The 23,708-nt window shown below is 73.3% G+C and carries 16 protein-coding genes; 7 read left to right on the forward strand and 9 right to left on the reverse strand.

Annotated elements, in window-relative coordinates:
- Positions 1-131 precede the first annotated feature (131 nt).
- Genes ACOJUI_RS15210 through ACOJUI_RS15220 form a run of 3 tightly spaced genes read right to left on the reverse strand, consistent with a single transcriptional unit; the run spans position 132 to position 3,551 of the window.
- Positions 132-1,043 carry a TetR/AcrR family transcriptional regulator gene (locus ACOJUI_RS15210; RefSeq protein WP_422115772.1) on the reverse strand — a complete coding sequence of 304 codons (912 nt, stop codon included), beginning with the start codon at positions 1,041-1,043 and terminating at the stop codon, positions 132-134.
- 37 nt (positions 1,044-1,080) lie between these two features.
- The gene (locus tag ACOJUI_RS15215; RefSeq protein ID WP_422115773.1) at positions 1,081-2,187 is read right to left on the reverse strand and encodes an aspartate-semialdehyde dehydrogenase; all 1,107 of its coding nucleotides are present in this window, start codon (positions 2,185-2,187) and stop codon (positions 1,081-1,083) included.
- On the reverse strand, positions 2,184-3,551 hold the full coding sequence (locus tag ACOJUI_RS15220) for an aspartate kinase (protein WP_422115774.1): 1,368 nt from the start codon (positions 3,549-3,551) through the stop codon (positions 2,184-2,186). Before ACOJUI_RS15220 ends, ACOJUI_RS15215 begins: the two co-directional genes overlap by 4 nt.
- Before the next feature lie 1,129 nt (positions 3,552-4,680).
- On the opposite strand from ACOJUI_RS15220, the gene ACOJUI_RS15225 reads away from it, so the two are divergent.
- On the forward strand, positions 4,681-5,277 hold the full coding sequence (locus tag ACOJUI_RS15225) for a hypothetical protein (protein ID WP_422115775.1): 597 nt from the start codon (positions 4,681-4,683) through the stop codon (positions 5,275-5,277).
- 209 nt (positions 5,278-5,486) lie between these two features.
- Here the strand turns inward: ACOJUI_RS15225 and ACOJUI_RS15230 are convergent, their stop codons facing one another.
- Entirely contained in the window at positions 5,487-7,070 is a 1,584-nt protein-coding gene (locus ACOJUI_RS15230) for a mannitol dehydrogenase family protein (RefSeq protein WP_422115776.1), read from the reverse strand.
- Between the two features lie 118 nt (positions 7,071-7,188).
- Positions 7,189-9,603: an NAD(+) synthase gene (locus tag ACOJUI_RS15235; RefSeq protein ID WP_422115777.1), complete on the reverse strand. Its 2,415-nt coding sequence runs from the start codon at positions 9,601-9,603 to the stop codon at positions 7,189-7,191.
- A 143-nt stretch (positions 9,604-9,746) separates the two neighbouring features.
- On the opposite strand from ACOJUI_RS15235, the gene ACOJUI_RS15240 reads away from it, so the two are divergent.
- From ACOJUI_RS15240 to ACOJUI_RS15260, 5 genes are all read left to right on the forward strand, one after another.
- Positions 9,747-10,610: a carbohydrate ABC transporter permease gene (locus ACOJUI_RS15240; RefSeq protein ID WP_422115778.1), complete on the forward strand. Its 864-nt coding sequence runs from the start codon at positions 9,747-9,749 to the stop codon at positions 10,608-10,610.
- A 16-nt stretch (positions 10,611-10,626) separates the two neighbouring features.
- The gene (locus tag ACOJUI_RS15245) at positions 10,627-11,559 is read left to right on the forward strand and encodes a carbohydrate ABC transporter permease (RefSeq protein ID WP_422115779.1); all 933 of its coding nucleotides are present in this window, start codon (positions 10,627-10,629) and stop codon (positions 11,557-11,559) included.
- Positions 11,560-11,912: 353 nt separating this feature from the next.
- Positions 11,913-13,253 (forward strand): extracellular solute-binding protein, encoded by a 1,341-nt coding sequence (locus ACOJUI_RS15250; protein WP_422115780.1) that lies wholly within the window; start codon positions 11,913-11,915, stop codon positions 13,251-13,253.
- 46 nt (positions 13,254-13,299) lie between these two features.
- Positions 13,300-14,493, forward strand: coding sequence for an ABC transporter ATP-binding protein (locus tag ACOJUI_RS15255; RefSeq protein WP_422115781.1), 1,194 nt, complete (start codon positions 13,300-13,302; stop codon positions 14,491-14,493).
- Positions 14,493-15,578, forward strand: a complete 1,086-nt coding sequence (locus ACOJUI_RS15260; protein WP_422115782.1) for an ABC transporter permease — start codon at positions 14,493-14,495, stop codon at positions 15,576-15,578. Before ACOJUI_RS15255 ends, ACOJUI_RS15260 begins: the two co-directional genes overlap by 1 nt.
- A gap of 13 nt (positions 15,579-15,591) precedes the next feature.
- On the opposite strand, the gene ACOJUI_RS15265 is transcribed toward ACOJUI_RS15260, so the two are convergent.
- Both ACOJUI_RS15265 and recR read right to left on the reverse strand, forming a co-directional pair.
- On the reverse strand, positions 15,592-17,292 hold the full coding sequence (locus tag ACOJUI_RS15265; RefSeq protein ID WP_422115783.1) for a hypothetical protein: 1,701 nt from the start codon (positions 17,290-17,292) through the stop codon (positions 15,592-15,594).
- A 58-nt stretch (positions 17,293-17,350) separates the two neighbouring features.
- Positions 17,351-17,944 (reverse strand): recombination mediator RecR, encoded by a 594-nt coding sequence (gene recR / locus ACOJUI_RS15270; RefSeq protein ID WP_422115784.1) that lies wholly within the window; start codon positions 17,942-17,944, stop codon positions 17,351-17,353.
- A gap of 227 nt (positions 17,945-18,171) precedes the next feature.
- On the opposite strand from recR, the gene ACOJUI_RS15275 reads away from it, so the two are divergent.
- The gene (locus ACOJUI_RS15275) at positions 18,172-18,702 is read left to right on the forward strand and encodes a transcriptional regulator (protein ID WP_422115785.1); all 531 of its coding nucleotides are present in this window, start codon (positions 18,172-18,174) and stop codon (positions 18,700-18,702) included.
- Positions 18,703-18,720: 18 nt separating this feature from the next.
- On the opposite strand, the gene ACOJUI_RS15280 is transcribed toward ACOJUI_RS15275, so the two are convergent.
- Both ACOJUI_RS15280 and ACOJUI_RS15285 read right to left on the reverse strand, forming a co-directional pair.
- Positions 18,721-22,077, reverse strand: a complete 3,357-nt coding sequence (locus ACOJUI_RS15280; RefSeq protein WP_422115786.1) for a DNA polymerase III subunit gamma and tau — start codon at positions 22,075-22,077, stop codon at positions 18,721-18,723.
- 50 nt (positions 22,078-22,127) lie between these two features.
- Positions 22,128-23,525, reverse strand: coding sequence for a hypothetical protein (locus ACOJUI_RS15285; RefSeq protein WP_422115787.1), 1,398 nt, complete (start codon positions 23,523-23,525; stop codon positions 22,128-22,130).
- Positions 23,526-23,708 lie beyond the last annotated feature (183 nt).

Below are 23,708 nucleotides of genomic sequence, written 5' to 3' on the forward strand. Positions count from 1 at the left end.
GGGGCGTGGCAGCGTCCCGCCCGGTCGCGTTGCGGGCGGACGGCCGCTCCTCGGGCCTCGAGCCGGATCTCATCGCTCTCCTCCCGGATCTGATGGACACCCGGGAGTTTACCGACTGATGTCGCCGGTGCTCAGCCGTTCACGCAGCGGCGCACGAACTCCTGGACGTCCGCCAACGGATCTGCGCTCCCGCTGGACTGCAGCTCGCGCACGGTGTGCTCACGCACCGTCAGGCTCAGCAGCAGCGAGAACAGGGTGCGGGCGAGGAACGCAGGATCGGCACCGGCGACCAGCCTGTCGTTCGCGGCCAGCCCGGCCAGGGCCCGCTCCAGCACGTTCTCATGCACCAGCCGCAGGCGCGCGATCCGGTACCGGCCCGGATGGTCCGGGTTCACGATCTCCGCCGACAGCGTCGCCAGCAGCGCCATCGGGTGCTGCCGCGGGTCCCAGGGCCCCGCCAGCGCCGCCACCAGCGACTGCGGCGAGTTCTGCAGCGCCGAGACCGAGTCCAGCAGGCCCTGAGCATGGGCCTCGAGGCGGTCGATCACCGCGCCCAGCAGGGCGTCCTTCGAGGGGAAGTGGTGCAGCATCCCCGGATGGGAGATGCCCACCCGGCGCGAGATGTCCCGCAGGCTCGCCCCGTGGTAGCCGCGCTCCGCGAACAGCGCCGACGCGCCGTCGAGGATCTCCTCGCGGCGGGAGCGGCCCGGGGCCGTCGTCGTCCCGCTGTCGGTCGTCGAAGTCGTCGGGGCATCGTGCGACGGCGCTTCCGGCGGAGCCGTGCCGGCGGCGCCACCGGGACCGGACTCCCCCGCCACGGCGGTGTCGGCGCCGACGGACGCCGGCGCGTCGGCCACCGCGCGCAGTTCACCGGTGCCCGCCGGCTCCATGGCGGTGATCGAGTCCAGCATGCGCAGGGCGCGTGCCAGCGGATCCGCGCCGAGATCCACCAGGCTGTTCTCGAACGACTCCTCCCCGGCGCGGTCGGAGAATACGGCAGACAGCGGCGTGGGCCCCGTCCCGGCACCGGGAGGGCCACTCATCGGGGCGAGCGTCATCTGCTGTGCTCCTTCATTGGCGTCATCGCGTGGCGATCAGCTCCGCGATCTGGATCGCGTTCAGGGCGGCGCCCTTGCGCAGATTATCCGCCACCGCGAAGAGCACGAGGCCCTTTCCGTCAGGAACCGACTGATCCTGTCGGATCCGTCCCACGAAGGTGCCGTCCCGGCCGGCCGCCTCGAGCGGGTTCGGCAGCTCCACGACGGTCACGCCGGGGGCGGCCTCGAGCAGCTCACGGGCGCGCTCGGCGGAGATCGGCCGGTCGAACTCGGCGTGGATGGCCAGCGCGTGCCCGCTCATCACCGGGACCCGCACGCAGGTGCCCGCGACCGGCAGATCCGGCAGACCCAGGATCTTGCGGCTCTCGTGGCGCAGCTTCTGCTCCTCGTCGGTCTCGCCGGACCCGTCGTCCACCAGGTTCCCGGCGAGCGCGACCACGTTGTACGCGATCGGCTTGGCGTAGACGCCCGGCTCGCCGAGGTCCACCGAGGAGCCGTCGAGGGCGAGGCTCTCCACCTCGTCGACGCCCTGGCGGATCTGGCCGGCGAGCTCGGCGACCCCGGCGACGCCGGAGCCGGAGACCGCCTGGTACGTGGCGACCTTCAGCCGCGCCAGCCCCGCCTCGTCGTGCAGCGTCTTCAGCGCCGGCATCGCGGCCATCGTGGTGCAGTTGGGGTTCGCGATGATCCCGCGCGGCAGATCGCCGATCGCCTCGGGGTTCACCTCGGAGACCACCAGCGGCACCTGGTCGTCGCGGCGCCAGGCCGAGGAGTTGTCCACCACGGTCGCGCCGGCTGCGGCGAACCGCGGGGCCAGCGCCTTGGAGGTGGTGCCGCCGGCGGAGAAGATCGCGATGTCGATCGTGCGCCCCTCTGAGCTGATGTCCGCGGTGGCGGCGTCCTCCACGGTCAGCTCCAGGCCGGCGTACTGCACGGTGGTGCCGGCGCTGCGGGCCGACGCGAAGACGCGCACATCGCTGTGGGGGACGGAGCGCTCGGCCAGCATGGCCAGCATCACCCGTCCCACCTGGCCGGTCGCGCCGACCAGGCCGATCACCGGCCCGTCGGCCCGGTATCCGGGGGTGCCGCTGAGGTCGACGCGCTGCGCCGGGGTGCCCTTCTCGTTCATCGTCCCGTCCCTCCGTAGACCACGGCCTCGGTCTGCTCGGCGTCGAGGCCGAACGCCGTGTGGATCACGCGCACCGCGTCGTCGAGACGCGACTCCTCGGTGACCACGGAGATGCGGATCTCCGAGGTCGAGATCATGTCGATGTTGATGCCGGCCTCGCCGAGGCTGCGGAACAGCAGCGCCGAGACGCCCGGGTGCGAGCGCATCCCGGCGCCGACGATGCTGACCTTGCCGATCTGGTCGTTGTAGCGCACCTCGGCGTAGCCGATGGTCTCCTGCGCGGCCTCGATCGCAGCCAGCGCGGCCGGCGCGTCGGACTCCGGGAGCGTCAGGGAGATCGCCACGGTGTCGTCCACCGTCGAGGAGTTCTGCACGATCATGTCGATGTTCGCGCCCGAGGAGGCCACCACGTCGAACAGCATCGCGGCCTTGCCCGGGGTGTCGGGGACCTCGACGACGGTGATCTTGCCTTCGCTGCGGTCGTGCGCCACGCCCGAGATGATCGGCGCCTCGAGGCCGGGGGCGGTGAAGTCGTCCATGGGGAGCTCCTTGGTCGGGTCGGCGGCGTCGCGTCGGACGACATCCGCGGTGCGGAGGGTGACGTCGGGGTCGATGGGGATCATGCGCTCGGGATCGTCCGACACGATCGTGCCCAGCCGGCCCGAGTAGGAGGAGCGCACGTGCAGCGGCACCCCGTAGCGGCGGGCGTACTCGACGCTGCGCACCATCAGGATCTTCGCGCCGTTGGCGGCCAGGTCCAGCATCTCCTCGCAGGACATCAGCGGCACCCGACGGGCGGCCGGCACGATCCGCGGATCGGCGGTGAACACCCCGTCCACGTCGGAGTAGATCTCGCAGACGTCGGCGTTCAGCGCGGCGGCGAGCGCGACCGCAGTGGTGTCCGAGCCGCCGCGACCCAGGGTGGTGATGTCCTTGCTGGACTGCGAGACGCCCTGGAAACCGGCGACGATCGCCACCGAGCCCCCCTCGAGCGCCTCCTCGATCCGGCCGGGGGTGACCTTCAGGATGTGCGCCTTGCCGTGCACCTCATCGGTGATCAGGCCGGCCTGCGAGCCGGTGTACGCACGGGCATCGACGCCGACGTTGTTCAGCGCCATCGACAGCACCGCCATCGAGATCCGCTCCCCGGCCGAGACCAGCATGTCCAGCTCACGCGGCGGCGGGTTCGGTGAGACCTGCTGGGCGAGGTCGATCAGCTCGTCGGTGGTGTCCCCCATCGCCGAGACGACGACGACCACCTTGTGGCCGGCCTTCGAGTACAGGGCGATGCGCTGGGCGACGCGCTTGATGGAGTCGGCGTCAGCCACGGAGGATCCTCCGAACTTCTGGACGACCAGGCTCATGGGGCGGTTTCCTTCACGATTGCGGGCACGGGGGCGGGCTGCGGGTCACGGGTCGGGGCTCGAGTCCCCGGGGACGCGGGTTCCGAGTCCCGGGCTGCCTGTCCCGGATCCCAGGTTGCGGATTCCGAGTCCCGGGTCACGGGCCACGAGTCCCAGGTCACGGGTCACGGGCCTTGGGCGGGCCGGGGGCTTGCCGCGCGGGCGGCAGGCGCCGGACGGCACGCAGACCTGCGCGCCAGTGTACGAGTGTGCTCGCGGGAGCGCCCGTGGCCTCGTCATCCGAGACGAATACGCAGGTCGCATCGAGAAATGGACGTGGCCTACGCAACATTGGGCGGCGCGCCAGATGTCGGTGCTCCCGCGTCGGCGGACGCCCGGACTCCCGACTTTGCGTGCTGAGGACCCATCCGGGGGCTCATACGGGTCCTCAGGGCGCAAAGTTGCTCTCCATGGGCTCTCCACGCCGCATGGTCGTCCACAATCGCGCGCGGGGCGCACCCGAACTCGCCGTATCGCCCTACGGTCGGCCGTCATGCGAGCCACTGCACTGCCTCCTGGAGCTCTCCTGTCCCGTGCGCACTGGCGCGCTCTCGGAGTGTCGACCCGTCGACTCGCCGGCCCGGAGCTGGTGACGGTCTTCCCCGGGTTCCTGACACCGGCCGCCGCTCCGGCGTCCGTGAACGAGATGTGTCGCGTGCTCCAGCAGGCGGTCGTACCCGGCGCGGTCATCAGTCATTCCACGGCCGCGCTGCTGCTCCACATCCCGGTGCCCTGGTGGATCGATCGGAAGGCGGGCTCTCTGGGCGGGGCCGCCTACCGAGACGGAGGATCCATCGTCATCCCGTCCACGCATTCGTCGTCGGAGCGGACTGGAGCGCGGTCGAAGAACTCTGCCGCGGGCGTGGAGGAAGACCTCCTCGCGATGTCTGCCGCCTCCCTCCGGCCGCTGCCTGAGCTCGGCGGACCCCCGACGGCGCAGCAGCCGTTGCGCCGCCCGCCCCTGCTCCACGCTCGCGTCCCGACCGGCAAGCGGCGAACGGCAGGGCCGAGCGTCCGGATCCACCGCAAAGCTCCCGCGCCGAGCTTCCCTTGGCGAGGCCTCACGATCTCCCACCCGTACGTCGTCCTCATGGAGCTCGCGACCATGGTCGATCACGACCACATCGTCATCGCGGTCGACGCGATGCTCTCCCGGAAGCCGCCGCTGCGGGGCGGCTCGCGAGAGGGGATCGAGAACATCGTCGGCCGATACGTGGGTATGCCCGGTGCGCGCGCAGTTCTCCGAGCGCTGGCCGACGCCCGGCCTCGCGCGGACTCTCCCGGTGAGACCCGCACGCGGCTGCTGCTGCAGCGGGCGGGGTTTCCCGAGGCCGCGCTCAACCATGAGGTGGACGATCCCGACTCCGGTGGACCGAGGTACATCGACCTCGCATACCCGAAGTGGCAGATCGGGGTGGAGTACCAGGGCGACGACCACCGCCGTGACAAGCGGCGGTGGCGCGAGGACCAGGCTCGACGGGACTCGCTGGCGTCAGTGGGATGGGATCTGCGCTACCTCACGGCATCGGACATCGAGGCTCCCCGACGCTTCCTGACCGCGCTGCGTCGAAGCTTCGTCAGGGCAGGGGCCCCGGCACCACCCGAGTCCAACTGGGCAGGCAGCGCCGGGGCGCGGCTGGGTCGGCTGCTCTCCGAACCGCCTCGCTCCGAGCGGCGGAGCGCATGAGCGGGCCGCCGAACTGGTCTACCGCCGGGTCAGGCATCGCTGATCACGGAGTTTGCGCGCTGAGGACTCATCGTGTGCCCTGCATAGGTCCTCAGGGCGCAAAGTCGGGCGGCTGTGGCCGGGCGGCCCCGGCGGCTGCGGCCGGGCGGCGCGGGAGCCGGGGCCGGGCGGCGGTGGGCGGCCCGCACCAGGCCCGGGCCCGCCCCCGGTCAGGCCGCGTCGACCAGCTCCCGCAGCAGCGCGCGGGTGCCGTCGGCCCGCAGCACCTCGAGGGCGTGGCGGTAGGGCGCAGTGAAGGCCTCGTGCTCGACCAGGTCGCCGAACAGCTCCTGGTCGCGGAGGAAGGCGAGCAGGTCCTCGTCGTGCTTCGCGGCGGCCGCCATCACCCGGTCGCGGAGGCGATCCACCACCGGCCACTCCTCGCCGTTCTCCCCGACGCCCTCGGCGTACCGCGCCCAGGACGCCACGATCGCGGCGGAGGCACTGACGTCGCGGCCGGCCTCGAGATTCTCCCGGATCACCGGGACCAGCCAGGTGGGGATGCGGTCGGAGGACTCGGCGGCCAGGCGGGCCAGGGTGTCCTTGACGCTGGTGTTGGCGAAGCGCGCCATCAGCTCGTCCTTGTACGCGGCCAGGTCCATCCCCGGCACCTCGGGAACCGTCGGCGTGCCCTCGCGGTCCATGTACAGGGTCCGGGTGAAGGGCGCGAGGTGCTCGTCGACCGCGGCCTCGTCGGCGTAGGTCTGCCCGAGCAGCAGCCCGAAGTAGGCGATCGCCTGGTGGGAGCAGTTCAGCAGGCGCAGCTTCATCAGCTCGTAGGGCTCGACGTCCTCCACCATCTGCACGCCCACCTCCTCGTAGGCGGGGCGGCCGGCGGGGAACTCGTCCTCCAGGACCCACTGCACGAAGTCCTCGCTGACCACCGGCCAGGCGTCCTCGATGCCGTAGTCGGTGCGGACCATCTCGATGTCCTCGGGCGCGGTGACCGGGGTGATGCGGTCGACCATGCAGTTGGGGAAGGCCACCTCGGCGTCGATCCAGTCGGCGATCGGGGCGTCGCCGTGCAGGCCCTTCTCGTCGCGGCGGCGGGCGTAGGCGAGGATCATGCGCTTGGCGAGATCGCCGTTGCCGCGCACGTTGTCGCAGGACATGACGGTGAACGGGGCGGTGCCCTGCTCGCGGCGGCGGCGCAGGGCCTCGACGACGAAGCCGAACATGGTGCGCGGGTGCCCGGCCGTGAAGGCGACGTTCGAGCCGGCGTTGTCGGTGCCCGCGCGGGCCACGGCCGCGGCGCCCTCGGCATCGAAGCGCGCCCGCAGGTCCGCCGCGACCGCCGGAGTCTCGAACTGGAAGTCACCGGTGGAGGGGTTGTAGTTGTAGCCGCCCTCGGTGACGGTCAGCGAGACGATGCGCACCGCGGGGTCGGTCATCTGGGCGAGCACCGCCTCGGGGTCGTCGGGCGCGAACAGGTACCGGGCGATGGACCCGATCACCCGGGCCTCGCGGCTCCCGTCGGGCGCCTTGGTGACCAGCGTGTACAGGCCGTCCTGACCGGTCAGCGCGTCCCGCATGCGGGAATCGCCCGGCAGCAGGCCGACGCCGCAGAGCGCCCAGTCCCGGTCGCGCCCCACACCCATCAGCCGGTCCAGGTACATGGCCTGGTGGGCGCGGTGGAAACCGCCGACACCGAAGTGGACGATCCCGATCTTCCGCTCGTCCAGCGGGTACTGGGGCACCGCGACCTGGCCGTTCGCGGCGATGTCGGACAGGGCGGAGGCGTTCAGAGTGGTCATGGCTCATCCTTCGTCGGCGAGTGATGGTGGTGGGGCTGCCGGTGAGCGCTGCACAGTCGGGGGATACCGGCACCGATTCCCCCGCCTGTGCAGCGCGCGACGGGACGGGGCAGGGGGGTCAGTCCCCCGGCACGTCCCGCTCGATCTCGGCGAGCCAGGCGCGGGCGGTGACGTCGGAGGGCATCCGCCAGTCCCCGCGCGGCGAGAGCGAGCCGCCGGCGAGCACCTTGGGGGCGTTGGGCAGGGCGGAGCGCTTGAACTGGTTGGCGAAGAAGCGCCGGGTGAACACCGTCAGCCACTGCTTGATCTCGGCCCGGGAGAAGGCCCGCTGGTCGTCGTCGCGGTATCCGGCCGGCCACTCCCCCGCCTCGACGTCGCCCCAGGCCTGATGGGCGAGGTAGGCGATCTTGGCCGGACCGTACCCGCGGCGCAGCAGGTGGTAGAGGAAGAAGTCGTGCAGCGAGTAGGGGCCGATCGACCCCTCGGTGGTCTGCACCTCCTCGCCCTCGCGGGCCGGGATCAGCTCGGGGGTGATCTCGGTGTCGAGCACCGCCTGCATCACCTCGGTGGCCTCCGGGCCGAAGATCCCCTCGGCGATCACCCAGCGGATCAGGTGCTGGATGAGGGTCTTGGGGACCCCGGCGTTGACGCCGTAGTGGGACATGTGGTCGCCCACCCCGTAGGTCGCCCAGCCCAGCGCCAGCTCGGAGAGGTCCCCGGTGCCGACCACGATGCCGCCGTGGTGGTTGGCCAGGCGGAACAGGTAGTCGTAGCGCATGCCGGCCTGGACGTTCTCGAAGGTGACGTCGTAGACCTCCTCCCCGGCCCCGAAGGGGTGGCCCATGTCCTTGAGCATCTGGGTGGAGGCGGGCCGGATGTCGATGGTCTCGAAGCTCGCGCCGATCGCGCGCGAGAGCAGCTCGGCGTTGGAGCGGGTGTGCTCGGTGGTCGCGAAGCCGGGCATCGTGTAGGTGAGGATCTCGGAGCGGTCGCGGCCCAGCAGGTCCATCGCCCGCGCGCACACCAGCAGGGCGTGGGTGGAGTCCAGGCCGCCGGAGACCCCGAGCACGGGCCGGGTGCCGCCGGGCTTGTCGCCGCCGATCGCGCTGAGCCGGCGCACCAGGCCCGCGACCTGGATCGAGAAGGCCTCGTAGCAGTCCTGGGCCAGTCGGGCCGGGTCGTCGGGGACGAAGGGGAAGCGGTCGAGCTTGCGGCGCAGCGGACCGGTCGGCGGCGGCATCCGCAGCGGCGCCGGCTCGCTGCCGGTCTCCTGCGCATGCGCGGCGTGCTGCTCCTCGGCGGCGCGGCGGCGGCCGCCCAGCAGGATCGGTGCGAGCTCGTCCTCGTGCCGGTCGGCCGCATCCCCGTCCCAGGGCCCGAACAGCGTCGTCTCCTGCCAGGTGGTGTACTTCTGCAGCGACGTCGCATGGGTGCGGCGGTTGTCGTCGACGGTGCCCATGCGGCGGCGCTCGGCGACGATCCGGTTCAGGTCGACATCGGCGAGGGTGGCGCGGGGGCCCTGCGGGAAGCGCTCGGTCTCCCCCAGCAGGTCGCCGCACTCGTACACGAAGGTCTGGCCGTCCCAGGCGAGGTCGGTGGTCGACTCGCCCTCGCCCGCGGCGGCGTAGATGTAGGCGACCTGGGAGCGGGCCGCGGCGGAGCGGGCCAGCAGCTTGCGCTCCTCGGCCCGGCCGATGGTGATCGGGGAGCTCGAGAGGTTCGCGACCACCGTGGCGCCGGCGAGCGCGGCCTCGGACGACGGCGGGATCGGCACCCACATGTCCTCGCAGATCTCCACGAACAGCTTCAGCCCCGGCACGTCGTCGACGGTGATGATGCTGTGCGGGGTGAGCTGCTGCGACTCGCCACCGAGGCGCACTCCCTCGCCGTCGGCGTCGTCCCCGGGCGCGAACCAGCGGCGCTCGTAGAACTCCCCGTAGGTGGGCAGGTACTGCTTCGGGGTGATGCTGAGGATCCGGCCGCGGTGGATGGTCACCGCGCAGTTGAAGACGCGGGTGCGGTCCGTGGCCCGCAGCGGCGCCCCGACCACGAAGATCGGCATCAGCTCCGTGCTGGCCTCCAGGAGCGTGAGCACCGCGAGCTCGGCGGCATCCAGCAGCGGCTCCTGCAGCACCAGGTCCTCCAGGGAGTACCCGGACAGCGACAGCTCGGGGAAGACCGCCAGCCCCACCTGCTGCTCGTGCAGGTCGCGCAGCACCTCGAGGTGGCGCTCGGCATTGGTGGCGGGATCGGCCAGGGCCACCGGCAGCGTCACCGCCGCGACGCGCAGGAAGCCGTGGTCGTAGATCGAGGCATGGGGATCGGTCGGATCCTCGTGGGTGATCGACGGCAGGGCGCGCTCGAGCCCATGGTCGGCGCCGGGCCCGGCGGGCACGCTGGCGGCGGGCACCGGCGCCGAGTCCGCAGCGCCGGCGTGGTGCGACGGCGCCGGGCTCGGGGGCACGTTCTGGCCCGGCGGCTCCGGCTGGTCGGGGGCCGACGAGGAGGAAGTGGGCTGTGACGCGGGGCTCATGCCTCGAGCGTAATGGAGGGGGCGGGCGCCTCGCCGGAGGGCGTCCGAGCGGTCGGGGCCCGCCCCTGCGGTACCTTCTGCGGGGAGATCGACGCAGGAACGACGCAGGAACACGCAGGAACTCGGTGCGAGGAGGGGGCGGGATGAATGCTCGTCGGCCGCTGCTGGGCTGGCTGCTGATCGCCCCCAGCCTGATCGGCGTCACCGCCTTCCTGCTGCTGCCGGTGCTGCTGGCCTTCGTGGTCTCGCTGTTCCGCTGGGACCTGCTGGGCACCCGGGAGTTCATCGGCCTGGACAACTACACGAGCCTGCTCGGCGACGGCGCGCTCGCCAACTCGCTGCTGGTCACCGCGGTCTTCACCCTGATCTCGGTGCCCGTCTCGCTGGCGCTGGGCCTGATCCTCGCTACCCAGCTGGTGCGGGCCCTGCCGGGATCGGCGATCGTGCGGGTGATCGTGGTGATCCCCTGGGTCTGCGCCCCGCTCGCGCTCGGCGTGGTCTGGAAGTGGATCTTCCAGCCCTCGGTGGGGGCGCTGAACCAGCTGCTGGGGGTGCGGGTCGAATGGCTCACCGACCCCTCGCTCGCCCTGCCCGCCGTCGCCTTCGTCGCGATCTGGCAGAACGTCGGCTACATCTCGCTGTTCTTCCAGGCGGGACTGACCCGCATCCCCTCCTCGATCTACGAGGCCGCCCGGATCGACGGCGCCGGCGCCGCGCAGACGATGTGGTTCATGACCATCCCGCTGCTGCGCCCGACCACCTTCTTCCTCGCCATCACCCAGGTGGTGGCGAGCTTCCAGGTGTTCGACATGGTCTTCGCCCTCACCGGCGGCGGCCCCCAGCACCGCACCGAGGTGATCGCCTCCCTGATCTACCACGAGGCCTTCGAGGCCAGCCGGCTGGGCCGCGCGAGCGCCGTGGCGGTCATCCTGTTCCTGCTGCTGGTGGTGATCACGCTGATCCAGCAGCGCTGGTTCTCCCGCCGCATCACCTACGACCTGAGCTGAGAGGAGGCCGACGACGATGACCACCACCCCATCCGCGACCGCCGGGCAGCGTCCTTCCGCCGGCCGCCCCGCCCCCGGGCAGCGCCCCGCCCCTGCGCGCCGCCGCCCGACCGGGGCACCGCTGGCGCGCCGCCTGCTCAGCCACGGCGCCACCTACCTCGTGCTCGCCCTCGCCGCCGCCCTCACCCTGGGCCCGTTCCTGGTCTCGGTGATGACGGCCTTCACCTCCACGCGGCAGTTCGCCCAGCAGGGCGCCCTGTCGATCCCCTCCCCGCCGGTGCTCGAGAACTTCGTCGAGCTGTTCACCTCCCCGGACGGCTTCGTCACCCCGGTGGCGGTCACCGTGCAGATGGTGGCGGTGATCCTGGTGGCCCAGATGGTGTTCTCGGTGCTGGCCGCCTACGCCTTCGCCCAGCTCCGCTTCCCGGGCCGTGACCTGCTGTTCTGGGTGTACATCGCGACGCTGATGGTGCCGCAGGTGGTGGTCGTGGTGCCGCTGTACCTGATGATGAGCGAGATGGGTCTGCGCAACACCTTCTGGGCCCTGGTGCTGCCCTTCGTGCTGGGCTCCCCGTACGCGATCTTCCTGCTGCGGGAGAACTTCCGCGGCGTGCCCGGCGAGCTGATGGACGCGATGCGGATCGACGGCGCCGGCACCCTGCGCCTGCTGTGGCACCTGGTGGTCCCGCTGAACCGGCCCATCATCGTCACCCTGGTGCTGATCACGGTGGTCACCCACTGGAACAGCTTCATGTGGCCGATGGTGATCACCTCCGGTCCCGAATGGCGCGTGATCACCGTCGCCACCAGCGCCCTGCAGTCGCAGTACAACAACAACTGGACGCTGGTGATGGCCGGGACCACGCTGGCGATGCTGCCGCTGGTGATCCTGATGGTCCTGTTCCAGAAGCAGATCACCCGCTCGGTCGGCGACGCCACCCTGCGCTGAGGCGGGCACTGCTCGGAGGCGGGGCCCCTCTCCTCATCGTCGGCCCGACCCCGCTGGCCCCACCCCGTCGGCCCGACCCCGCTGGCCCCACCCCGTCGGCCCGACTTTGCGCGCTGAGCACCCATGCGCCGCCCCACATAAGTCCTCAGGGCGCAATCTCGGGTTCCCGGCCCGGCCCGGCCCGGGCCGGACCCGCTGCGCGGCACGAGGGCACACGCCGCCCCGACCCACGGCCCCGCCGACACTCAGCGCCAACCCCGACACACAGCGCCACGGCCTCCCCGCACCGCCAAGCGGTCACGGGATAATCGGGGGCGAACCTCTCCGCAGTCCCCTGCCCTGGAAGGCCCCCCATGCTGAACCGCCGTACCCTGCTCTCCTCCTTCGCCGCCGCCGGCCTGCTCGGCACCGCGGCCGCATGCTCCCCGTCCGGCGGCGGGGGCGACGATGCCACCAGCGCCGGCGGCGGCGCGAAGGGCACCCTGACGTTCCGGCTGTGGGACCAGAACGCGGTGCCGGCCTATGAGGAGTCCTTCGCGGCGTTCACCGAGTCCAGCGGCTGGGGCGTGACCATCGATGTGGTCCCGTGGGCCGACTACTGGACCCGCCTGCCCCTGGACGTGGCCAGCGGAGATGCGGCCGACGTGTACTGGATGAACTCCGCGAACTACATCCTCTACAAGGACTCCGGGGACCTGCTGGACATCAACGAGGTCGTCCCCGACGGGGCCTCCCAGTGGGAGCAGAGCGTCGTGGACCTGTACTCCCGCGACGGCGGACTCTGGGGCGTCCCCCAGATCTGGGACTCGATCGCGCTGTTCTACAACAAGACCCTGGTGGACGCGGCGGGCGTGGACCCGTCGGCCCTGACCTTCGACCCCGCTGCCGAGACCGACGCGCTGCGCGACGCCGCCCGCGCGCTGACCGTGGACGGCGCCGGACTGCACCCGGGCGAGGCCGGCTTCGACGTGAACTCCCGCGCCCAGTTCGGCTTCAACTCCCAGGCCGACCGGCAGGCGATCATCGGGCCCATGCTGGCCTCGAACGGCGCCCAGTGGCAGGAGGACGACGAGTACACCTTCGCCTCCCCCGAGGGCATCGAGGCGTTCCGGTACATGGCCGACCTCATCAACGTCGAGAACGTCGCCCCCTCCGCCGCCGACACCAACGAGAACGGCGACTACACCCGCGACCTGTTCACCCAGGGGAAGCTGGGCCTGTTCCAGTCCGGCCCCTACAACCTGCTGGCCGTCTCCGAGGGCGTGGCCGACTCCTTCGAGTGGGCGCTCGCCGCGCCGGTGGCCGGGCCCGCCGGGGCGAAGTCGCTGGTGCACGGCGTGGTCGCGGTCGGCAACGCGAAGGCCGACGACGACCAGCAGGAGGGCATCGCCGAGCTGCTGACCTGGCTGGGCAGCAAGGAGGGTCAGCTGCCGCTGGCCGAGCAGGGCGTCTCCTTCCCCGGCCACGTGGACGCGCAGGACGCGTTCCTGGCGTTCTGGCAGGACAAGGGCGTGGACGTCAGCGCCTTCGTGGAGGCGGCGAAGAATCCGGCCGAGGCCGACACCGGCACCCGCGCGAACGCCGGCCTGATGGCGGCGATGCCGATCTTCCAGGAGGTCTTCATCGGCCGTCTCACCGCCGAGGAGGGCATCCCGCAGGCGCAGGAGGAGGGCAACGCCGCCATGACCGAGTGAGCCTCGGGCGGCGCCGGACCCGGCTCCGACGTGCGATTCTGTCCCCATGACACAGCATTCCTCGCCGGCCGACGGCGCTGCTCGGACTCCCGAGGGGATGGCCGGCGACGCTGCCCCGAGCCCGCAGGAGACGGCCGGAGCCGCCGGCTACACCTACGACGCGCAGGCGTGGCAGCCCGGCGCGCAGCCGTCGCAGCCGCCGTCGGGCGCGCCGCAGTGGCTCCACACCTCGGGCGCGCCGCGCACCGCCCAGTCGGCGCCGGCCACCGCGTCGGCCGCTCCGGCAGCCGACGCCGCGGGCATCGTGTGCGAGCACCTCAGCCGTTCCTTCGGCAGCGTCCACGCGGTGCGGGACCTCACCTTCACCGCCCCGCGGGGGAAGGTCACCGCCCTGGTCGGCCCCAACGGCTCGGGCAAGTCCACGCTGATGCTCATGCTCGCCTCACTGCTGGCCCCGGACGGCGGCCGGGTGCTGATCCACGGGGTGGATCCCGCGCAGGACTCCCCGGCGGTGCGGGCGATGGTGGGCTGGATGCCCGACCAGTTCGGCGCCTGGGACTCGCTGCGCGTGGCCGAGGTGCTCGAGGTGATGGGCCGGGCGTACTTCCTGCCCACCGCGCAGGTCCGCAGCCGCGTTACGGAGCTGCTGGAGCTGATGGACCTGGTGCCGCTGGCGCAGCAGCGGGCCCATGTGCTCTCGCGCGGGCAGAAGCAGCGCCTGGGCATGGCCCGCGCCCTCGTGCACGGCCCGCAGGTGCTGATCCTCGACGAGCCCGCCTCGGGCCTGGACCCCGCCTCCCGGCGCCGCCTGCTCACGGTGGTGCGGAAGGTCGCCGAGCACGGCGCGACGGTGCTGGTCTCCAGCCACATCCTCAGCGAGCTCGAGGAGATGGCCGACCACGTCGTGTTCCTCGACTCCGGTCAGGTGATCGACTCCGGCAGCGTGCGTGAGCTGGCCGCCCGCCCCCGCCCCTGGAAGGTGGAGTCGCTCGAGGCCTCGGCGCTGTCCCGGGCCCTCGGAGCGCTCGGGGTGCACCACCACGGCGTCGTCGATCCCGCGCACACCGCGAGCGGTCACGCCGAGGCCGTGCTGGACCTGCCCGACGAGGCCACCGCCGCCCGGCTGCTGCGGGACCTCAGCGCGCAGGACGCGATGGTGGTCGCCTTCGGCCCCGCCACCGGCCGGCTCGAAGCCGCCTACCTGGCCTCGGAGGCCGCGAGCCGCGAGGGAGCCCTGTGATGAACACCGGCACCTTCGCGCTGCGTCCGCGCGGGCTGTGGCTGATGACCTCCCTCGAGCTGCGTCAGCGCATCCGCTCGGTGCGCTGGTACATCGCCCTCGGGGCCTGGACCCTGGCGCTGCTGGGCATCGGCCTGCTGGCGGTGCTGCCGGGGCTGTACCTGGGGGACTGGGCGGGGGTGCGCGCGCTCTCCCGGGTCATGTTCAGCCTGCAGATGATCCTGGTGCTGTTCGCGATGCTGCTGGTCACGCCCGCGCTGTCGGCCGGATCGATCAACGGCGACCGCAGCGCGGGCACCTTGGCGACGCTGCAGGCCAGCCTGCTCAGCGCGCTCGAGATCGTGCTCGGCAAGCTGCTGGCCGGTTTCCTCACGGGGCTCGCGTTCCTGGTCCTGGCGCTGCCCTCGGCCCTGCCGCTGGCGCTGCTGGGCCAGGTCAGCCCGCTGTACGTGCTGCGGGTGGCGGCGATGATCTGCTTCCTGACGTTCTGCGTGACCGCGATCGGCCTGGGGCTGTCCGCGCTCACCCAGCGCCCGCTGGGCTCGGTGGTGCTGGCCTATGTGCTGGTGTTCGGCGTGACCGTGGTGGGACCGATCGTCTGGGGCGTCTCCGCCGCCGTCCTGACCAGCGAACAGGAGGGCACCAGCTACTACACCGTGTACACGGACTTCTCCGGGCCCGGCGCCCAGACCTGCGTAGCGGAGCCCGGGTCGCAGACGGTCACGCGGATCGACCTCACCCAGCCGCTGATCTGGCCCAACCCCGTGGTGATGCTCGCCGAGACCGCGCCGCACCTGGATGCGGAGTCCGCCTGGGGCCCCGACGAGGACCCGCGCTTCGACGTCCTGTCGCTGCTCAAGCTCGGCATGCGCGAGGCCTCGACCCCGCCGCACCCGTCGGACCACAACCACTGCGACCCCACGGACACGAACTACCCCGCCGATCTCGGCCGGCCCCGCGAGTTCCCGCTGTGGCCGATGGGCATCGCCACCTGGGGCGCGGCCGCGCTGGCGGCGCTGGCCCTGGCGACGCTGCGGCTCGCGGTGCCGATCAAGCGCCTGGGCGCCGGCACGCGGATCGCCTGAGCCGCCGGACCGCTCAGTCCTCCTGCAGCCCGCGGACCTGGTCGGGGATGCGGTGGCGGGCGCCGGGATCCCCGGGCGCGAGCCCGCCGCCGGTGAACGCCGATCCCTCGGCGCCGAAGTCCGGCAGGACCCCGCGGGCGAGGTCCGCCTCGCGCACCGCGGTGTCCGTCGCGCCGGGCTCGGCGTCCTCGACCCAGAGCCGCTCCCCCGCGGCGTCGAGGTCGAAGATCTCCAGGGCCTGGTCGCCGCCCCCGGCCTGCAGGCGCTTGCGCAGCGCGGCCCGCACCGCCGGATCGGCGGCGCGGTCGGCGCGGGTGCCGACCTCGGGGGCGACCAGGGCGTACGGACCGGGCCGGCGCATGTAGTCCCCGGCCGGTCCGTAGAGCACGTCGCGCAGCCCGCCGCGCATGCCTGCGGCCGCCGCGGCCCCCAGCAGCGGCGCCAGCACCAGCGCCGCGGCCACGCACCACACCGTCGACAGCGCCGTGCCGACGGGCACGATCCAGGTCACCACCCAGAACAGGACGACGCCGAGCAGGCCCACCCCCGCGCTGATCCAGCCGGTCAGCGCCACCGCCCGCTCCTCCCACGGGTTCACCCGCCGCCGGTGCTCCCAGGACGGGTAGGTGCGCTGGTCCCGGACCTGGCTGCGCTGACTCTCGGCCAGCCGCACCCCGGCGGCCGGGGTGAGGCCGACGCCGACCACCACCAGCGCCAGCACCGGGACGGCGAGCACGAGCTGCTGCCAGTAGCCCGGGGAGGAGGAGACCGCGGTGAGGTCCGTGGTCCCGAAGCCCGTCAGCACGACCACCCAGTCGGCGACCCCGAACAGCACAGCGCCGAGGCCGGCGACCGCCGGCCACAGCCAGGCCAGGCTCGCGCGGCCGACGGCGCCCAGCGCGGCCGCCACCGCGCGCAGGCTGGTGGGCGCCGCCGCGTCCGGGCTGCCGGGGGTGGGCGGCAGGTGCCGGCGGTCCTGCGCCTGGACCTGCTCGGCGGCGGCGCGGCGCCGGTCGAGATCCCGGTCCAGCCGGGCGGTGGCCTCCAGCTCGGAGGCGGCCGTGATGCCGAGGACCGCCGGGGCGCTGACGCACCGCTGCAGCAGGGGCCGGGCGATCAGCAGCCCGCCGAGGGCGAGGCTCAGCGCGGACAGCGGGCCCGGGCCGAGCCCGCTCCACGGCTGCGGCACCCGGACCAGGACGCTCAGCGGCACGGCCAGGAGGGCCAGCACCGGCGGGATCATCAGCACCGCGGTGATCCGGGCGGCGACCTCCCGCTGGAAGTCCCGTTCGGTGAGGAAGCGCCGCGGCTGCAGGGCGGCGATCGCGGTCGCGGCCAGTGGCAGCAGGGCGAGGCTCAGCGCGGTGGCCACCGCCGGGAGCAGCAGGAACGCCGCCCACAGTCCGCTGCTCGTGAAGCCGAGGGAGGCCATCGTGGAACGCAGGAATCCCGGCTCGGCAAGGCTCGCCAGCAGCGAGATCATCCAGTAGGAGGGGGACGCGCCGAGCACGTAGAGGCCCAGCAGCAGGTACCACAGCCCCAGCAGCACCAGGCCGGGCTTCCAACAGATCCGCAGCAGCCGGCCGGTGATGGCGCGCTTCGACTCGGCGATGATCTCCCCCGGCGGCACCAGGTTCGTCTCCTCCCGCGGCACCGGGCGCGGCGCCGGCAGGTCACGCAGCGGCGGCAGCGGACGGGAGAAAGGGGCGGTCATCACGGCTCCTGACGGGACGGGGCCCACCCGCCATCGGGACGGCGGCGGGCACGGGCGCTCACACCGAGCGCCGGCCGAGGAAGGCCCGTCCCAGCGTCATCTCGTCGGCGTAGTCGAGATCCCCGCCGACGGGCAGTCCCGAGGCGAGCCGCGTGACGGTCAGCTCGAGCGGTCCCAGCAGGCGCGAGAGGTACGCGGCGGTGGCCTCGCCCTCGATGTTCGGGTCCAGCGCGAGGATCACCTCCTGGGTCTCCCCCGAGCCCAGGCGGCTCATCAGCTGGGTGATGCGCAGGTCGCTCGGGCCGACGCCGCCGATCGGGTCGATCGCCCCGCCGAGGACGTGGTAGCGGCCCTTGAACTCGCGGATCTTCTCGATCGCGACGATGTCCTTGGACTCCTCGACCACGCACAGGATCTCGTCGGTGCGGCGGGGATCGGAGCAGATCCGGCAGCGGTCCTCGGCCGAGACGTTCCCGCACACCTCGCAGAAGCGGACCGTGTCCTTGACCTGGACCAGGACCTCGGCGAGGCGGCGCACGGAGGCGTCCTCGGCGTCCAGCAGATGGAACGCGATCCGCTGCGCCGACTTGGGGCCGATGCCCGGCAGCTTGCCGAGCTCGTCGATGAGGTCCTGAACGATGCCTTCGTACACGCGCTCAACTGTAGTTGGCGCGCCTGACCGGCCGTGTCGCCCTCACCCCGGCTGTGAGCAAGCCGTGGCGAACCGGGTCGTGCACCGCGGCCCCCCCCCCGCGCCGGCGTCCCACGACGAACAGCGCCGATGACAGGCTGGCAGGGCTCGCGTGCACGGGGTACGGTCATGCCGGGTCGTCGCCTCCTCGCACGGCCCTTTCTCGACTCCGAACAGGAACCTGCCCGATGTCGTCGATGCCGCACCCCTATGGCGCCGCGGAACCCGCCACCGCCTGCCAGGTCGCCATGGCGCCCGAGGTCCCCACCGCGGTGGTGTCCCGGCGCGAGTTCCCCATGCACGAGATGCCATCCCTGATGGACGGCACCTTCTCGCACCTCGTCGAGGCGCTGGAGAAGGTCGGGATCCACCCGATCGGCCCCGCCTTCGCCCTGCATCACCGGGCGCCCGTCTCGACCGCCGATCTCGAGGTCGGCATCCCGGTCGACGCCCCGCTCACCGAGACCCTCACCCTGCCCAGCGGGTACGAGGTGACGGGCTCGGTGCTGCCGGCCGGGCGGGTCGGCTGGGTCTCCCATCTGGGCGCATACGGCGGGCTCGCCGAGCGCTGGGGTGCGTTCACCGAGGAGATCGGGGAGTCCGCGGAGCAGATGACCTACCCCTTCTGGGAGTTCTACGTGACCCCGCCCGCCCCGGACGTCAACCCGGCCACCCTGCGCACCGACCTGTTCAGCATGCTGGAGCCGCGCGAGGACTGACCCTCGTCGCGACGCGCCTCAGCGGCCCTGGCCGGTCTCGTCGATGACCTCGAGCACCTTGCCGCCGAGCATCTTCTCGATGACCTCGCGCCCGTTGCGGGTCACGGCCACCGCGTCCTCGTCGTCACGGGTCGCGCCGCCGGTGGGATCGGCGTCCGCCGCCGACGCGGCCGAGACCTCGCCGCGCACGCCGCGCGAGCGCAACCCTCCGGTGCGCGAGGCCTGCGCGGCTTCCCGGGCCAGCGCCGCGCCGCTGCGGGCAGGGGCGGCCGACGGGCCGGCCCCGGTCGGCGCGACCGGGGCCGGCGCCGCAGCCGCCGTGGAGATCGACGCGGCCGTCCCCCAGGACGCCGCGGCACGCTCCGCCGCGGAGCCCGAGGGGTTCGCGCCGCCGGAGGGCGTCTCCGACGCGGACGGGGACGCGGAGGTCGTGGAGGACGCGGCGGCGGCCGAACGGGAAGCCGTGCTCGCGGGCTGCGCCGCAGGTCCTGCGTTGCCGACGGCAGGGGCGAGACCGGAGCCGCTCGCGCCGTCGGCCGAGCTCGCGCCGTCCGACGAGGGAGCGGACGGACCGGAGGCGGGAGCGGAGGGATCGGCCGCGGGGGCGGCGGAGGCCGCAGGGACGGTCGCGCCGGCGGCGGGGCGCGAGCGGACGACACGGCCCTCCGCGATCGCACGCTTCAGCGCGTTCTGCCCGTAGGTGCGCGGCTCCCCCGGCGGGAGGTTGTCGCGACCGGCGTCCTCGACGACCGGGATCTCGCCCGAGACCGCCGGCGGGACCGTCGTCGCTGCGCCCGGCGCGTTGGCGCCGGCGGACCCCTCAGAGGCCGCCCGGGATGGCTGCGCCGGGGCCTGCGCGGCGGGGGTGGTCGCGTCGGACCAGCGCCCGGAGCCCTGCGGTGCCGGGGCAGCAGCTGCGGAACGGGCCGCCGTGCCGGCCGCGGCGCGGCCAGGCGCGGCCGTCGGCGGGGCGTAGTCCTCGGGGTCCGGCGGGTAGGGGTCGTCGGGCTCCGGCGGGAAGTCGTCGAACCGGTCGGCGGTCTGGCCACCGGGGCGTCCCTGCGCCGCTCGCGCCGAGGCCTGCATGGCGCGCTCCGCGGCGCGCTGGCCTGCGGACATGGCTGGCTGGCCCTGCGCCTCGGGGCCCGGGGTCCGCGGCACGGCCGAACGGTCCGGCTTCGCCGCGGCGGGCTCGCCCCAGCGGGCCGGGGCGACCGGAGCGGTGTCCCCGCCGGTTCCCCCGGAGGAGCTCGACGGCTGCGCGGCGGCGGGATCACTGCCGGCACCGGGACGCTGCGGAGCGCGGGAGGGCGGCTGCTCGGAGCTGCCGTGCGGTCCGCTTCCCGTCGACGGCCCGGAGCCGCCGGCGCCGCCGGCGCCGCGGGAACTACCGGGGCCACGGGGACCGCCGGGGCCGCCGTCCCCGCCCGAGCCCCCGGGGCCGCCGTCCCCGCCCGAGCCCCCGGGGCCGCCGCCGCTGCCCGGGCCCGGATCCTCGCCCACGACGGCGTCGATGGTGACCGGGGTGTGCAGGATGCGCTGCACGGCGTCGGCGAGGTTCTCCGCGGCGGTGCCGCGGCGGAACGCGGCGACGAGGCCGTCGGTGCGGAAGCCGAGCACCACGGTCGCGCCGCGCACCTGGTGCACATGGGCGTTCTGCGAGATCAGCGCCCAGCTGGGACGCCGGATCTGCTGCAGCTCGTCGAGGATCGCGGACCAGTGGCCGCGCACCTGCTCGACGTCGAGACCGCCCGTGCCGGTGGGGGCCGGAGCAGCGCTGCCGGCGGACGGCACCTCCGCCGCCACCGTCTCCCGGGCAGGCGCCGCCGGTTCCGGGGCATGCTGCGGCGCGGTCGCCGGTGGCGAGGCGGGCTGCTGGGGGGCAGACGCCGCTGACGGGGCGGAGGCCTGCTGCGGAGCGGATGCCCGGGGCGGGACGGATGCCTGCTGCGAGACGGATGCCTGCTGCGGGACGGCCGGTTCCGGCGGGGCGGCGGGTCGGAACGGCTCCGCCTGCGGCTCGGGCCGGGATCGGGGATCCGCGGCGGAGGCCTGCGGGGTCCCCGGCTGCACCGGAGCGCGACCGCCCCGGGCCTGGCGGGCGGCTTCGGCCCTCTGCTGAGCGATCCGTCGCGCTTCCTCGCGGGCTCCGGAGCCTCCCGCGGCGGGCTCGGGTCCGGGACCGCCCGCTGGACGCTGTCCGGCCGACGCCGCGCCGTCCACGCCCTGCGCACCGAGCGCGTTCCCGTCGGCCGCTGCCGCCAGCGCTGCACGCTCATCGCGCAGCACCAGGCGGGCGGCGAGCAACTCGAGATGCAGGCGCGGCGAGGTCGCTCCGCTCATCGTCGACAGTGTCTCGTGGACCAGGTCACCGCACTGGGAGAGATCGGCCGGTGCGAACAGCGCGGCCTGGCCGCGCATCCGCTCGAGCTCGTCGGCCGGGACCTGCGGCAGCAGATCGCCACCCTTGTCCGGCACCGCGGCCAGCACGATCAGGTCGCGCATGCGCTCGAGCAGGTCCTCGACGAAGCGTCGCGGCTCATGACCGGTGGCCAGCACCTGCTCGACCGCGCCGTACAGCGCGGCGGCGTCACGCTCGGCGACGGCGGTGATCGCGGTGTCCAGCAGGGCGGTGTCGGTGAAGCCGAGCAGCGCGATCGCGGTCGGGAAGTCGAGCCCGTCGTCACCGGCTCCGGCCATCAGCTGGTCCAGCACCGACATCGAGTCGCGCGCGGAGCCGCCGCCGGCGCGCACCACCAGCGGCATCACCCCGGCGCCGACCGTGATGCCCTCGGCCGCGCTGACCTCCTCGAGATAGGGGCCCAGCACCTGTGGCGGGATCAACCGGAAGGGGTAGTGGTGGGTGCGCGAGCGGATGGTGCCGATGACCTTGTCCGGCTCGGTGGTCGCGAAGACGAACTTCACGTGCTCCGGCGGTTCCTCGACGAGCTTGAGCAGCGCGTTGAAGCCGGCCGAGGTGACCATATGGGCCTCGTCGATGATGAAGACCTTGAAGCGGTCCCGCACCGGGGCGAAGGAGGCGCGCTCCCGCAGCTCCCGAGCGTCGTCCACGCCGCCGTGGCTGGCGGCGTCGATCTCCACCACGTCCAGGCTGCCGGCGCCGCCGCGGGCCAGGTCACGGCAGGAGTCGCAGGTCCCGCAGGGGGTGTCCGTCGGCCCCTCGGCGCAGTTCAGGCAGCGCGCGAGGATCCGCGCGGAGGTGGTCTTGCCGCAGCCCCGCGGGCCCGAGAACAGGTAGGCGTGGCCGACCCGCCCGGCGCGCAGCGCACGCCGCAGGGGCGTGGTGACGTGGTCCTGGCCGATCACCTCGGCGAAGGACTCCGGGCGGTAACGACGGTACAGAGCGATGGCCACTCCGACAGGCTAGTCGAGCCCACCCACTCCCCAGCGCCCTGGGGACCAGATCAGGGTGGGGAGGAAGGATGCGGCGAGGAACCGGGCAGGCAGTCCTCGTCATCGCCCTCCGCTGCCTCGCCCTCTTCTACGGCATCGTCGTCGATCGCTGCGTCGTCATCCTCGGCTCCGCCGTCGTCTTCCGCTGCGCCGTCGTCTTCCGCTGGCTCGTCTTCCGCTGGCTCGTCGGCCGCTGCTGCTCCGTCGGCCGCCGCTGGGCCGTCGCCCTCCGCTGTCCCGGTCAGCTCCGCAGCGGCCGGTGACTGCGCCGACGTCGGCTCGGCGGTGGCCGCCCGAACCACCTCGAGCCGCTCCCGCCGCCGACGCAGCTCCCGCAGCGTCAGCGCGAACACGGCCAGCACCACGATCACCGGCACCGCCACGTCCACCACCCACTCCGGGATCACGCCGCTCAGGTCGAACCGCGGCAACCAGCTCCGCAGCATCTCCCAGAACCAGGTCCAGGCCTCCGCCAGCGGGCGCAGGAGCGCGGCGACGAACTCCCGCACCGGCGCGAGGAGCTCGTCGAGGAACTCCCGCACCGGCCGCAGCAGCTGCGCGAACCACTCCCGGATCGGGGCGACCAGGCGGCCGACCCACTCGATCAGCGGCCGGATCCGCCGCGCGATCCACTCCGTGACCGGATCCAGGAGCCCGGCGAAGAGGGCCCCGAGACCGAGCAGCGGCAGCAGGAATCCGAGCGTCTTCGTCAGCGCCGCGAGCGCCGCGTACCGGGTGGGGTGTGCCAGACGCTTCGCGTCGCGGACGGCCGACGGGGAGCCGTCCGCGGGCGCGAGCGGCCAGCGCTCGAGCCCATGGCGGACGTCCACCTCACCGGCGCCGCCCAGCCCGCCGGTGCGCACGGCCAGAACCTCCGCATCGCGGAGCGTGCCGTCCTCCCCCGGGCGGCGCACGGTGCAGTAGGTGACGGTGAAGTTCTCCTCGAGCCGGAAGCGCAGGCCGTCGTCCTGGTCGGGCTCGGCGGGATCGGCCTCGCCGCGATCGCCGTCGCCGGGATCGAGGTCGCCGGGGTCGGTCCCTGATGCCGCTTCCACTCCGGCCTTCCCGGCTCTCCCGGCCTCCCCGCCGTCCTCGGCTTCCTTGGACTTCTCGGCCTTCTTGGCGGCCTTCTCCTCGGCCTTGGGGTCGTGCTCCACTCCGTCGATAACCACGGTGAAGCTGCTGTCCAGGAACCGGTGCCGCACGCGCACCAGGTAGTCGTGCCCTGCGACGCGGCCTCGGTACTCGACGTCGGCGGCGAAGCGGGTGGGTCGCTGGCTGCCGAACTCTGCGGCCGACTCGCTGGACGGGCTCGTCGAGGGCTCCGGCGGGGACTCCGGCCCGCGCTCCGGGTCATCGTCCGACGGGGTGGTCGGCGGCGGTTCGGGGTCGGCAGGGCTCTCGGCCATGGCTCTACTGTGACATCCGCGCGAACACCTGTCCCCGCCGGAGACGGGCGACCGGGCGAGTCGGGGGCCGGCTCGGCGCGGAGGCCGACGTCGGCGGCAGCAGTGCCGCCGGCAGCAGTGCAGCAGCGGCAGGACGGCGGCGGCACCGACACCGACACCAGCACCAGTTAGCCTCCCAAACGA

This window comes from Brachybacterium sp. UNK5269, from assembly GCF_049266655.1.
Lineage (GTDB): Bacteria > Actinomycetota > Actinomycetes > Actinomycetales > Dermabacteraceae > Brachybacterium.

Coding starts and splice junctions, on each gene's coding strand:
- ACOJUI_RS15210 (WP_422115772.1), bottom strand. CDS start 1,043: ATGAGTGGCCCTCCCGGTGCCGGGACGGGGCCCACGCCGCTGTCTGCC.
- ACOJUI_RS15215 (WP_422115773.1), bottom strand. CDS start 2,187: ATGAACGAGAAGGGCACCCCGGCGCAGCGCGTCGACCTCAGCGGCACC.
- ACOJUI_RS15220 (WP_422115774.1), bottom strand. CDS start 3,551: ATGAGCCTGGTCGTCCAGAAGTTCGGAGGATCCTCCGTGGCTGACGCC.
- ACOJUI_RS15225 (WP_422115775.1), top strand. CDS start 4,681: ATGGAGCTCGCGACCATGGTCGATCACGACCACATCGTCATCGCGGTC.
- ACOJUI_RS15230 (WP_422115776.1), bottom strand. CDS start 7,070: ATGACCACTCTGAACGCCTCCGCCCTGTCCGACATCGCCGCGAACGGC.
- ACOJUI_RS15235 (WP_422115777.1), bottom strand. CDS start 9,603: ATGAGCCCCGCGTCACAGCCCACTTCCTCCTCGTCGGCCCCCGACCAG.
- ACOJUI_RS15240 (WP_422115778.1), top strand. CDS start 9,747: ATGAATGCTCGTCGGCCGCTGCTGGGCTGGCTGCTGATCGCCCCCAGC.
- ACOJUI_RS15245 (WP_422115779.1), top strand. CDS start 10,627: ATGACCACCACCCCATCCGCGACCGCCGGGCAGCGTCCTTCCGCCGGC.
- ACOJUI_RS15250 (WP_422115780.1), top strand. CDS start 11,913: ATGCTGAACCGCCGTACCCTGCTCTCCTCCTTCGCCGCCGCCGGCCTG.
- ACOJUI_RS15255 (WP_422115781.1), top strand. CDS start 13,300: ATGACACAGCATTCCTCGCCGGCCGACGGCGCTGCTCGGACTCCCGAG.
- ACOJUI_RS15260 (WP_422115782.1), top strand. CDS start 14,493: ATGAACACCGGCACCTTCGCGCTGCGTCCGCGCGGGCTGTGGCTGATG.
- ACOJUI_RS15265 (WP_422115783.1), bottom strand. CDS start 17,292: ATGACCGCCCCTTTCTCCCGTCCGCTGCCGCCGCTGCGTGACCTGCCG.
- ACOJUI_RS15275 (WP_422115785.1), top strand. CDS start 18,172: ATGTCGTCGATGCCGCACCCCTATGGCGCCGCGGAACCCGCCACCGCC.
- ACOJUI_RS15285 (WP_422115787.1), bottom strand. CDS start 23,525: ATGGCCGAGAGCCCTGCCGACCCCGAACCGCCGCCGACCACCCCGTCG.